General features: G+C 60.5%; 9 protein-coding genes. 3 read left to right on the top strand and 6 right to left on the bottom strand.

Annotation, left to right across the window (positions count from 1 at the left end; genetic code table 11):
* The first annotated feature begins 65 nt into the window (after nt 1-65).
* Nucleotides 66-1,679, top strand: a complete 1,614-nt coding sequence (locus AOA62_RS10235) for an NAD(P)/FAD-dependent oxidoreductase (RefSeq protein ID WP_017137201.1) — start codon at nt 66-68, stop codon at nt 1,677-1,679.
* A 135-nt stretch (nt 1,680-1,814) separates the two neighbouring features.
* Here the strand turns inward: AOA62_RS10235 and AOA62_RS10230 are convergent, their stop codons facing one another.
* Entirely contained in the window at nt 1,815-2,909 is a 1,095-nt protein-coding gene (locus AOA62_RS10230) for a PLP-dependent cysteine synthase family protein (RefSeq protein ID WP_017137200.1), read from the bottom strand.
* 215 nt (nt 2,910-3,124) lie between these two features.
* Between AOA62_RS10230 and nhaA the strand changes: the two genes are divergently transcribed.
* Both nhaA and AOA62_RS10220 read left to right on the top strand, forming a co-directional pair.
* Nucleotides 3,125-4,300, top strand: coding sequence for a Na+/H+ antiporter NhaA (gene nhaA, locus AOA62_RS10225; RefSeq protein WP_099548578.1), 1,176 nt, complete (start codon nt 3,125-3,127; stop codon nt 4,298-4,300).
* 196 nt (nt 4,301-4,496) lie between these two features.
* Nucleotides 4,497-6,119: a methyl-accepting chemotaxis protein gene (locus tag AOA62_RS10220; RefSeq protein WP_099548577.1), complete on the top strand. Its 1,623-nt coding sequence runs from the start codon at nt 4,497-4,499 to the stop codon at nt 6,117-6,119.
* Between the two features lie 283 nt (nt 6,120-6,402).
* Here AOA62_RS10220 and AOA62_RS10215 read toward each other — a convergent pair whose 3' ends face one another.
* From AOA62_RS10215 to AOA62_RS10195, 5 genes are all read right to left on the bottom strand, one after another.
* Nucleotides 6,403-6,867, bottom strand: coding sequence for a glycine zipper 2TM domain-containing protein (locus AOA62_RS10215; RefSeq protein WP_017137197.1), 465 nt, complete (start codon nt 6,865-6,867; stop codon nt 6,403-6,405).
* A gap of 262 nt (nt 6,868-7,129) precedes the next feature.
* Nucleotides 7,130-7,777, bottom strand: coding sequence for a pyridoxamine 5'-phosphate oxidase (pdxH, locus tag AOA62_RS10210; RefSeq protein ID WP_099548576.1), 648 nt, complete (start codon nt 7,775-7,777; stop codon nt 7,130-7,132).
* A gap of 27 nt (nt 7,778-7,804) precedes the next feature.
* Entirely contained in the window at nt 7,805-8,962 is a 1,158-nt protein-coding gene (locus tag AOA62_RS10205) for an OmpA family protein (protein WP_099548575.1), read from the bottom strand.
* A gap of 143 nt (nt 8,963-9,105) precedes the next feature.
* Complete coding sequence (locus AOA62_RS10200) at nt 9,106-10,251, bottom strand: EstA family serine hydrolase (RefSeq protein ID WP_017137194.1); 1,146 nt, start codon at nt 10,249-10,251, stop codon at nt 9,106-9,108.
* Between the two features lie 82 nt (nt 10,252-10,333).
* Nucleotides 10,334-12,631, bottom strand: a complete 2,298-nt coding sequence (locus AOA62_RS10195; protein ID WP_099548574.1) for a beta-galactosidase — start codon at nt 12,629-12,631, stop codon at nt 10,334-10,336.
* Nucleotides 12,632-12,701 lie beyond the last annotated feature (70 nt).

Raw genomic sequence — 12,701 nt, 5'->3', positions numbered from 1 at the left:
GGGGCTTATAATCGCCGGTTTGCAAAACAGCCGGCATCGAAGCCCGCCGCCCACCGGATCCTGTCATGTTACGAATCACCGAACTCAAGCTGCCCATCGACCATCCCGAAGAAGACCTGCGGCCTGCCATCGTGCAGCGCCTGGGCATCGCCAGTGATGACCTGCTCGACTTCACCCTGTTCAAACGCAGCTACGACGCGCGCAAGAAATCGTCGGAGCTGTGCTTCATCTACACCATCGATCTGAACGTAAAGGGCGAAGCCGCCCTGCTGCTCAAGTTCGCCGATGACCGCAACATCAACCCGGCACCGGACGTCAGCTACAAAGTGGTGGGCCAGGCGCCGCGAGGCTTGGTTGAACGGCCGATCGTGGTGGGTTTCGGCCCCTGCGGCATTTTCGCCGGGCTGTTGCTTGCGCAGATGGGCTTCAAGCCGATCATCCTCGAACGCGGCAAGGAAGTGCGCCAGCGCACCAAAGACACTTGGGGCCTGTGGCGCAAAAGCGTGCTCAACCCCGAGTCCAACGTGCAATTTGGCGAAGGCGGTGCCGGGACCTTTTCCGACGGCAAACTCTACAGCCAGATCAAAGACCCGAAGTTCCACGGTCGCAAAGTGCTGCACGAGTTCGTCAAGGCCGGCGCGCCGGAAGAAATCCTCTACGTCAGCAAGCCGCACATTGGCACCTTCCGCCTGACCGGCGTGGTGGAAAACATGCGCGAGCAGATCATCGCTCTCGGTGGTGAAGTGCGTTTTGAGCAGCGCGTCACTGATGTGCTGATCGAAGATGGCCAGTTGAACGGCGTGGTCGTCGACGGCGGCGAGCAGATCCTCTCCAAGCACGTGATTCTGGCCCTGGGCCACAGCGCCCGCGACACCTTCCGTATGCTGCACGGCCGTGGCGTGTACATGGAGGCCAAACCATTCTCGGTGGGCTTCCGTATCGAACACCCGCAGTCACTGATCGACGCAGCGCGCCTGGGCAAATACGCCGGGCACCCGAAACTGGGCGCCGCCGACTACAAACTGGTACACCACGCCAAGAACGGCCGTTCGGTCTACAGCTTCTGCATGTGCCCGGGCGGCACCGTGGTGGCGGCGACTTCCGAGCCGAACCGCGTGGTCACCAATGGCATGAGCCAATATTCACGCAACGAGCGCAACGCCAACTCCGGCATCGTGGTCGGCATCACGCCTGAGGTGGATTACCCAGGCGGACCGCTGGCCGGTATCGAGTTGCAGGAGCGCCTGGAGTCTCACGCCTACATCCTCGGCGGCAGCAACTACGAGGCGCCGGCGCAGCTGGTGGGTGATTTCATCGCCGGTAAGCCGTCCACCGCCATTGGCAGTGTGGAACCGTCCTACAAGCCGGGGGTGGCCCTGGGCGACCTGGCGCTGGCATTGCCGGACTTCGCCATTGAGGCGATTCGTGAAGCGCTGCCGGCGTTCGAGAAACAGATCAAAGGTTACTCGCTGCACGATGCGGTACTGACCGGTATTGAGACCCGCACCTCGTCGCCACTGCGCATTACCCGTAACGAGTCGATGCAGAGCCTGAACGTGAAAGGCTTGTTCCCGGCCGGTGAAGGCGCAGGTTACGCCGGTGGCATCCTGTCGGCGGGTGTTGACGGAATTCGGATTGCCGAGGCGTTGGCGCGGGATATGCTGGGTATAGAAGCTTAAGCACTTCTTACAGCCAACCCGTATCAAATGTGGGAGCTGGCTTGCCTGCGATGGCGGTGGTTCAGTCGATAAATTCGGCGACTGACACTCCGCTTTCGCAGGCAAGCCAGCTCCCACATGGGTTTATTGGGCGTGTCAGATATTGGCGCGCAGGACGCTGGCAGGCAACGGCTCACCCTTCTCTACACTGGCCGCAACGGCTGCTATCAAGCCGCCAAGCTCATACCCCTGCTCCGCCAACCAAGCCTGATCGTAGTACGTGTTCGCATACCGCTCGCCCCCATCACACAAGATCGCCACGATCGACCCCGACTCCCCCGCCGCTTTCATCTGCAGCGCCGCGACCAAAGCGCCGATCAGGTTAGTCCCGCTGGAACCACCCACCCGCCGCCCCAACCGCTCGGCCAGGTAATGCATGGCTGCCAATGACAGCGCATCCGGCACCTTGACCATCGCATCAATCACCTGGGGTAAAAACGAAGCCTCGACCCGTGGCCGGCCGATCCCTTCGATGCGTGAACCGCACTCCAGACGCAAACTGGCATCGCCCGTCTGGTAGTAGTCAAAAAACACCGAACGCTCGGCATCGGCACACAGCACGCGGGTGCAATGCTGGCGATAACGCACGTAGCGGCCCAGGGTCGCCGTGGTACCACCGGTGCCGGGGCTGGAAATCAACCAGCTCGGCTCCGGGTAATGCTCAAAACGCATCTGCTGGAAAATCGACTCAGCGATGTTGTTGTTTGCCCGCCAGTCCGTCGCGCGCTCGGCGTAGGTGAACTGGTCCATGAAGTGACCGCCACTTTCCTTCGCCAAACGTTCGGACTCGGCGTAGATCTGCGTCGGATCCTTTACCAGATGGCTCTTGCCACCATAGAAGGCAATCTGGTCGATCTTCGCCTGGGACGTGGTGGCCGGCATCACCGCGATAAACGGCAGGTCAAGCAAACGCGCAAAGTAAGCCTCCGACACCGCAGTAGACCCACTGGACGCTTCGATCACCGGCGCACCCGGCTTGAGCCAGCCATTACACAGCGCATAAAGGAACAGCGAACGCGCCAGCCGATGTTTGAGGCTGCCAGTGGGGTGGCTGGACTCGTCCTTGAAGTACAACTCGATACCCGGCAGCCCCGGCAATGGAAGAGGGATGAGGTGCGTGTCGGCGCTGCGCTGGAAGTCCGCTTCGATGACACGGATGGCTTCGCGAGCCCAGGTACGGTGGTCGTTCATGAGGTGAGTCTCTAAGGGTTTCAGTCCCGATTTTAGGGGCTTTCCTACACGCCACACAGATACAGTGACGACTCAATTAGACACACAATTGCTAAGCTTTGACGCAAGACCGATCCTGACCCTCTCTTATAACAAATAAGAATATAACTTTTGTTTTAACAACTAACAGTACGGGTTAGGGTACCCACCTATTGAACCTTATTGGAGAGCATCCCTTGCCTCTGCGTAGCACTTTCACCCGTTTCTTCCAGCTGGAGGCCGCCAGCGGTCTGTTATTGATCGCCGCTGCCGCTCTGGCGCTGATCATCAATAACTCACCGCTATCCCACCTCTACGGCGCCTTCCTCGATACGCCGGTGGTGGCGCAGGTTGGCGCGCTGAAAATCGCCAAGCCAGCGCTGCTGTGGATCAACGATGGCCTGATGGCGCTGTTCTTCCTCCTGATCGGTCTGGAGGTCAAACGCGAGTTGCTCGACGGCCATCTGTCCAAGCCATCGCAAGTGGTACTGCCGGGGGCGGCCGCGATTGGCGGCATGGTGGTGCCGGCTTTGATCTATTGGGCACTGAACAAGGACAACCCCGCCGCACTTTCCGGCTGGGCAATCCCGATGGCCACCGATATCGCTTTTGCACTCGGCGTCCTGGCCCTGCTCGGCAAGCGTGTACCGGTGTCACTGAAGCTGTTCCTGATGACCCTGGCCATCATTGATGACCTGGGCGCTATCATCGTCATCGCGGTGTTCTACTCCGCCGAACTGTCGAATGCAGCCTTGGCGGGCGCGGCCACGTGCCTGGTCGCCTTGATCGCGATGAACCGCCTGGGCGTGGTCAAACTCGGCCCGTATATGATCATCGGCCTGATCCTGTGGGTCTGCGTGCTTAAGAGTGGCGTGCACGCCACCCTGGCCGGGGTAACCTTGGCGTTCTGCATTCCACTGCGCACCAAAAATGCCGAACCCTCGCCACTGCTGACTCTGGAGCACGCCCTGCACCCTTGGGTGGCCTACGCTATCCTGCCGTTGTTCGCCTTCGCCAACGCTGGCGTGTCGCTGACCGGGGTTACCCTGGACAGCTTCACTCACCACGTGCCCATGGGCATCGCTGCCGGCCTGCTGATCGGCAAGACCATCGGCGTGTTCGGCCTCACTTGGCTGGCCATCAAGACCGGAATCGCCACCCTGCCCAGCGGCGCCAATTGGGGCCAGGTGCTGGGAGTGGCCATCTTGTGCGGCATCGGCTTCACCATGAGCCTGTTTGTCGGCTCCCTGGCCTTTGTGCCGGGCGCCAGTGAGTTCGCGGGTGAGGATCGAATGGGCATCCTCACCGGGTCGATCCTGGCAGCCTGTATTGGCTACGCGGTCACAGCGCTGGCGAGTCGCAAGAAAGCCTGAGCGCTCTGAACGCCCCACAAAAAACCCCAGCCGGTTACCCGGTTGGGGTTTTTCTTTTGGCGAAGATGACACTTTCGCGTAACGCCTAAAGACTTTGTCTCGGCCGCCGACTAAGGATTGTGGCGATCCGCCTGCCCCGTCTGGGGCACCCGCCTGACACAGCTCTTCAACGCGTTCCCAGCCCGAGCGAAAACCCATGTTCCTGAGAAATATAAGAATCGCAGCCAGAGCCTTCATCGGCTTCGCTGCTATTGCGTCGCTGAGTGTGTTTCTCGGCCTGTTCGCGCTCAAGCAGATCGGCGAAGTGCAGTCCCAGGCTGCCGACATCCAAAACAACTGGATGCAGCGCGTGAGGATCCTCGCCCTGGCCAATGCCTCGCTGGATCGTTTTCGCTTGGGGGAAATGGCGCACATCCTGTCCGCAAGCGACGCCGATATGCAGACCTACGAAGACAAATCCGCGGGTCGCCTGAAAAGCGTCAAGGAGCAACTGGCTCAATATGCAGCGCTGTTGCGCACGCCGGAGGAAAAATCGCGCCTGGACGTGTTTAACCAGAGCCTGGAAGGGTACGCCAAGAACCACACCGAGATGCTCAAACGCTCGCGCTCAGGTGACAAGTCTGGCGCCCGTGACTTTCTCAACAGCATTCGAGAAAGCTATGAGCAGATGACCAAGAACTTCGATCAGTTGATCGACCTCGCCAACAAGGGCGCAGAACTTGCCGGCCAGACTTCCGTGGCCGCGTACCAGCATGCCGTGGGCGGTATCGCCATCGTCATCGTGCTGGTAAGTGGCGGCACGGTGCTGGTGGCCTGGCTGCTGACCCGCAGCATCACCGGCCCCATCATTGAGGCGGTACGGGTGGCTGAAACCATCGCCAAGGGCGATCTCAGCCAGCCCATAAACCCGACCGGCAATGACGAAGCCACACGCCTGTTGCGGGCACAAGAGACCATGCGCAACAACCTGGTGCAGACACTGCGGCAAATAACCGGCTCGTCGAGCCAACTGGCGGCAGCGGCCGAGGAACTGAATGCCGTTACTGCCGAGGGCAGCCGCGACCTGCAGCAGCAACATGGCGAGATCGAGCAGGCCGCCACCGCCGTCACCGAGATGACCACGGCCATTGAAGAGGTCGCCCGGAATGCCGCCACCACCTCCGACCTGTCCCAGGCGTCGCGCAGCATCGCCTTGAAAGGCCAGCAACGTATGGTCGAGGCACTGAGTTCCATCCAGGCCCTGACCCGTGGTGTAGAGCTAAGCTCCAGCCAAGTGGGAGGCCTGGCCGAGCAGGCCAAAGGCATCGGCAAAGTGCTCGACGTTATCCGCACCATTGCCGAGCAAACCAATTTATTGGCACTGAACGCGGCCATCGAAGCGGCGCGGGCCGGTGATGCGGGCCGTGGTTTTGCCGTGGTCGCCGACGAAGTACGCGCCCTCGCCCATCGCACCGCGCAATCGACCCAGGAAATCGAACAGATGATTGGCAGCATCCAGACCAACACCGCCAGCACCGTCAACACCATGCTCGACAGCAGCACCATGACCCAGCAAACCATTGGCCTGGCCGAACTGGCGCAGCAAGCGCTGGCGGATATCCTTGCCGCTAATGACGAGATCAACAACCGCAATCTGGTGATTACCACGGCGGCGGCGGAGCAAGCTGACGTTGCCCGGGCGGTCGACCGCAACTTGCTGAATATTCAACAGTTGTCGATTCAGTCCGCCGAAGGCTCGACTCAGACCACCGCCGCTTCGCAATCGCTTGCCAGCCTGGCGCATGAGTTGAATACGATGGTGAAGCACTTTCAGGTGTGAAGTATCCGCGCGAATGCCTGCCCGGACACTGTAACTGTGGCGAGGGAGCTTGCTCCCGCTGGGTCGCGTAGCGGCCCCTGCTCTTTGCTTTAAAAGCATGGGACCGCTACGCGGTCCAACGGGAGCAAGCGCCCTCGCCACAGGCAAACTTAGACATGGCTTGCAATAAAAACCGCCCTACTAAAGCGGTTTTTTTATTGCCTGCATTTTCTCAAAAAACCGCAGGCAATAAAAAACCCCAACCCGTCACCCGGTTGGGGTTTTGCGTTTCTACAACCAGCGCTTAGCGCGTTACACGGCTGGTGCCGTTAACCGTCATGATGCGCACGCGGTCGCCAATGCGGAAGATTTCGTTAGGGTCGACGGCCTGGACGTAGGCGCGCATGCTGCCGTCGTCTTCGCGAACGGTAACTTCAACACCCTGGGTGCGGGTCAGACCTTCTTCAGCGGCGGAACCCAGCAAGCCACCGGCAACCGCACCGATAACGCCAGTGACGATACTGCCACGGCCACCACCGATCGCGCTGCCGCCAACGCCGCCGACCACTGCACCGGCAACACTGCCGATTGGGGTCTTGGTGCCTTCGATTTTCACCGGACGCAGGGATTCAATGGTGCCCATGCGAACGGTCTGTACACGACGCGCCTCGTCACGGGAGTACGAGTCGCCGGTCAGACTCGAGGCGCAGCCACCCAACAGCAACGACAGGGTGGTAAAGCAGGCAACTAGTAAAACAGACTTACGCATAGCATCAACTCCAAAGGACAGGTATTCATTAGACGCCGCTGCTTGGCGCCTGTCACGGCAAGCACGCCAGAAAATTGCTTTCATTCAGCCTGAGTACAGACTGCCAGCACCAAAAAACTCGACGAACGGTAGCTCCCGCCCCGATCCAAAAATCACGTGGAAGCGCTCTTTATTGTAGTCACGCAATCAAAAACGCCGAAGCCTCTGTGTAGAGACTTCGGCGTGATGATCACCATTCAGATGGAATGACGAAAGGTGTAGCTCAGGGCGCCAGGCGCTCGCGCGTCCACTCGCCCGCTTGCAGGCGATAGTTCAGGCGGTCATGCAGGCGACTGGCGCGGCCTTGCCAGAACTCGATGCGCTCAGGCAACAAACGATAGCCACCCCAATGCTCGGGGCAGTCGGGTTGGGTATCGCTGAAACGCTGTTCGGTCTGCTTGAGCAGCTCCTGCAGCTCTTCACGGTCACGAATGACTTGGCTTTGCGGCGATGCCCAGGCGCCAAGACGGCTGCCCAAAGGCCGGACCTGATAATAGGCATCCGACTCTTCAGGCGTCACCTTGACCACCCGCCCTTCGATGCGCACCTGGCGCTCCAGGGAGGGCCAAAAGAAGGTCATGGCCGCAAACGGCCGCGCCGCGAGTTGTTCACCCTTGGCGCTCTGATAGTTAGTGAAGAAGGTAAAACCCTGTGCATCCAGGCCCTTGAGCAGCAGGATGCGACAGTGCGGGCGACCGTCCTGGTCGACCGTTGCCAGGGTCATGGCATTGGCCTCCACCGGTGGCTGCTCGGTTTTCACCGCATCGCCAAACCATTGGTGGAACAACGCAAACGGCTCGTCCGGGGCCTGGGCCTCGCTCAAACCGTCCCGTGTGTAGTCACGGCGCATATCGGCCAGTGCCTGGGTCATGCAGCTTTATCCTTCTGTTTCAACGGATCAGTTTTTCGCCTGGTCGTTCGCAGCCGGGGCGGCAGCCTTCGGTGCGGCTTTTTTCGCGGCAGGCTTGGCAGCGGCTTTTTTCGCAGCTGGCTTGGCGGCAGCTTTCTTGGCCGGGGCTTTTTTCGCCGGAGCCGCTTTTTTCGCAGCCGGAGCCGGCACAGGGGCTGGCGCAGTTTGCACCGCGACCATGTCGGCGACCGGTGGTTTGCCCGAGTTGTACTTGCTCAGCAGCGCCAGCATAGTTGTACGCTGAGTGAACATGATTTCCATGCGACGGTTCAGCGCACGCCCCTGATTGCTGTCGTTGGCGGCACGCGGCATCAGGTCGCCCATACCGCGCAGCATCAAGCGATCCTGCTTCAAGCCGCTGAGGCTGAAGATAGAGGCAATGGATTGCGCACGTTCTTTGGTCAACGCCTGGCTGGCCGGGGCGGTACCTGTGGCATCAACGTGACCCAGGACCAGGACCGCGGTCTTGGGGTCAGCTTCAACAGCTTTGGCAACGCGTGTGAACGGGCCGAGTGTGACCGGCAGCAGCATTGCCGGGCGTTTCGGGTTGTAGGAGCCGTCCACCGGGGCAATCACGACCAATACGTTGTCACGACGTTCCAGTTGCAGGTTGCTGTCCTTGATGGCGGCGCGCAGACGCGGCTCATAATCATCCAGCCAGGCTTGGGTGATTTTCGGATCGGGCATCTGCACGTTGGTCACATCAACCTTGGCCAGTGGCTTTGGCTTGCTTTCGAACGGCCACCACCATTTGGTTTCGGTGTCGGTCTTGGCGACGGCAGGCGCAGCATCCGGCGTGGAAGCAGGGGTTGCGGCCTTGAGGTCGGCTTTCAGGTCGGCCTTGGCATCCGCCGCTTTTTCGTCGGCGCTTTTGGCAGCGAACGGCCACCAGTTGAAGCCGGTGTCAGCCTTGGCTACCGGTGCAGGCGCTGGAGCAGCAGCGGCGGCCACAGGTTCGACAGGCTTGGCGCCGGCGGCAGGTTTGGCATCCGGCTTGGCGTCGGTTTGTGTCACGGCGTCCTTGGTAGCAGCCTTGTCAGATCCAAATGACCACCAGTGCCCACCTTCGGCATCACTTTGTGGTGTTTGTGCGCAGCCAGTAATAGTGAGGCACAGCGCCAGTGCCAAGGACTTGTTCGATAACATGAGGTATCCACAAAATGAGAAAAAAACGGGGGGCCTGGTTGACCCGTTAAACAGACGCTTAGAGAACAGTAAAGTTACACAATTTCGTTCAGCGCCTTCTTATACTTGCCTTTGTAACAAAAAAACGTGAAACAGCAAGCTCTTTACAGACAACCGGCCAATATTCCGACCAACTTCTGCGCACGCGGGTCCATAAGTACATAAGGGCCCAGTGTATTAGTCACGAAACCAAATGCTACATCGCGCTCAGGGTCGGCAAACCCCACCGAACCACCGGCGCCAGGGTGGCCAAACGCACGCGGGCCAAGGCCAAAGGTCGCATTGGGCAGTTGCGGTTGATCCAACATGCACCCCAAACCGAAACGGGTTTGAGTCAATAATGTTTTGTCTGGCCCGATACTGTGTTCGCGGGTCAATTGTTCGAGCATGTCGCTCTCAAGCAAACTACCGTCCAACAATCCGCTATAAAAACCTGCCAGGCTGCGCGCATTACCGTGACCATTTGCCGCTGGCTGCTGCATCCGCCGCCATTCGGGCTTATTAGTGCTGGTCAGAATAGACGGTGGGTTGGCAAATGCACGGGTGGTCATGGCATTAGGTTCGCGCATCATTACTTGAAGTAAACGTTGCGCGGCTTCATCGCCCATATTGCCTTTGCTGCGCGCTATATGCGCAACCCGATAAAACTCTTCGTCCGCCAAACCGACATGGAAGTCCAGGCCCAGGGGCCGCGCAACCCGCGCCACAATCGACTCGCCCGGCCCGCGCCCGTCGGCACGGCGCAGCAACTCGCCGACCAACCAGCCATAAGTGATGGCCTCGTAGCCATGCCCTTCGCCCGGCGTCCACCACGGGGCTTCGGCCGCCAGGGTGTCGACCATCAGTGGCCAGTCATACAGGGCTTCGGTCGGCAGCATCTGGCGAATCGCCGGCAGCCCGGCCTGGTGGCAGAGCAACTGGCGCAGCGTGATGGTTTCTTTACCCGCCGCGGCAAACTCGGGCCAGTAGTCGGCAACTGGCGCATCCAGTTTCAGCTTGCCTTCGGCAACCAGCTGCAGGGCTGTGACGGCAGTGAAGGTCTTGGTGCAGGAGAACAGGTTGACGATGGTGTCGCTGTGCCAGGCCTCGGCACCGTCCTTATCGGCGGTACCGGCCCACAGGTCGACGACGGTTTCGCCGCCGATCTGGATACAGAGCCCGGCACCACGCTCCTGCGGGTCATCGAACAACGCGGCAAAGGCTTCACGTACCGCTTCGAACTGGAGCTCGTAATGACCCTGAATCTGCACCTAAGCCGCCTTGGAAAACACCGTAAGAAGTGGCCGACATTGTTCCAGTCATTGCAGGTTTTGTGAACCCGTCAGTGATGAATCAATGGCCATTTCCAGAGTGTCCACCCGCATGCCCGGCGCCCTGCCCCGCGCCTTTGCCTTCTTGCCCGGACTTGCCGCCTTCGTTCTCGCGAACCTTGCTGGCCGCCTTGGCTTTTTCGGCTTCCTTGCCCAGTTGGTCGACCGCCGCCAGGTTGCTTTTACGCACACTCTCGACAAAGCCCTGGAACGGCACATCGGTGATGCCCACCAGCCCGAAGTGGCCGTTCTCACCATCCAGCAGACGCCCGGTGACCGGCTGGTCCAGGTACTGGAACCAATGCACGCCGACAATCGATGGCTCGGCCATGGCCTGCTTGAGGAAGTTGCTGTACGCCACGCCACGGTCTTCTTCACGGGCCAACTGTGTCACGCCGCCCCAGAACGGGCCACGGTCGGCCGAGCCGAAGTTGAACTCGGTGATCAGCACCGGCTTGTCCAGCGCGCGCAAGGCAGCAAAGTCATAACCGTCCTGCGGCTTCAGGGTGTACATGTTGAAACTCAGCACGTCGCAATACTGGGCGCAGGACGCCACGGCCTCGGGCGTGCTGACGGCATACCGACCACCCAGCAGCAACTGGTTGGGCGCGTGCCATTTCAACGAATCGGAGATGGTTTTGAAGTAGGCATCAGCGAAGGTCTTCTGGAAATATTTGAAGTCAGCTTCGATTTCCGGGTGCTCGGGGCTCGGCATCGGCGGCTCGAAGCCTGGGTCTTCCATCAGCTCCCAACCCGCCAGGTGGATGCCCCAGGCTTTCGACAGGCCTTCTTCGTTACGGTACTTGTCGCGCAGTTGTTTGAGGAATGCGCGTTTGGCCGGTACGTCGGTGGTCATGCGCAACGTGCCATAGGCCAAGGCGTAACGGGATTTTGGATCATCGCCGGGGCCGGCCCAGGCCAGCTCGTTGTCGGCAAAGTAGCCGATCAGCCACGGGTCATCACGGTGGTCGCGGGCGGCAATGGCCACGGCGCGTTCGGTGGCCATGGCAAAGCGCGGGTCGAACGGGTCGGGCATGCCGCCCCACCAGTCGGTGCCAGTGCTGATGCTGGCGTAGTCACCGACAATCGACAGCGGCAAGGTGTAGGGCACACGGTCGGCGCGGGCCAGGTCCTCATCACTCCAGTTGCCCACGGTGTTGAAGCCCCAGGCTTGCAGGCGGTCGAGGGTGTGGCTGACCCAGCGCTTCTGGTCGAAACCTTCGCCGCCATAAGTACGCTGCAAGTTGGCGCCGTAAAAATCGTACCAACGCCCGACATTGAAGCCGCGGCCCTGATCGGCACCGTTGCCGCCCCGGTTATCGCCACTGCCGTAGTACTTGTCGAACGGTTCGCCAGCCTTGGGCAGCGCGGCGAACATCCACTCGCGGCCGGCCACGTAGGTCTGGTTGTTGTCCGGTGCCACGGTGTTAACACCCAACGAATAGAACGGATGGCCTTGCGGCGTCACCAGGTACCAGCGACCGTCACGCTTCTCGGTACGGAAAAAACCACTGGCGTCGAACGCCGGGCCTTTGTTCCAGCCACCGTATTGGTCCAGAGCGGATTTGTCACGCTCGGCCAGCCAGCCCTTGAGCTGTTGCTGCTCCTTGGCCGCTGCGGCTTTGAGTTGCTCGTCAGTGCTGACCTTTTCCGGCCAGCGCGCACGGGTGGACTGGCCATAAGCGTCCACCAGCTCACTGTAGACCGCCTTCAGCACCGGCTCGCTGTCCTGCACGCCAAAACGCTCAAGCAAAATGCTTTGGGCGGCATTGGGCTTGAGCATCGACAAGGTGACCGAGGCCACTTGGCTGCGGTCGATCTCGCCAGCACTGGCGGCCAGCAATACACGCTGGCCGTCCAGGGTGATCGGCATGGGCGGGCCGGCCTTCATGCCCTGGCTCAGCGGCGAGTTGGCTTGCAACGGGATCAACAGGGTCTGGGCCGGGCCGGCCGGCAGGTCGATACGGCTGACCAGAGTCTTGCCGTCGACGCTCTGTACTTTGACATAGAGGGTCAACGCCCAGTCCATGGCGCTCTGGATACGCAGGCTCATGGCGCCGGATTGCGACCAGTCCCAGCTCCCGGCCTGCGGGCTGAGCACCAGGCTCGGTTCGGCCGCCGGGTTGAAGGTGATGCGGCGCAACACCTCGCCTTCGGGGGTTTGTTCGGCGTTGTATTGCGGCAGGCTGGCGTCCTGAGTCGCCACCTTGACCACATCGGCAGGTCGGACGAAGTTGAACAGCGTTTGTTGCCCGGCAGGCGCGGCCATCAAGGGCGCAGCGAATAACAGGGCAAAAAGAGCAGGCAGCGTGCGAATCATACGAACAAGGTTCTCCCAATCGGCCGATAACTGGCCTGATGACATAAAGCGTTGGCAGTGAGATAGACCA

The sequence above is a fragment of the Pseudomonas sp. 2995-3 genome, assembly GCF_002742565.1.
Taxonomy (GTDB): Bacteria; Pseudomonadota; Gammaproteobacteria; order Pseudomonadales; family Pseudomonadaceae; genus Aquipseudomonas; species Aquipseudomonas edaphica.
Note: the sequence above shows the minus strand (reverse complement) of the source record. Positions and strands in the feature narration are given on the sequence as shown.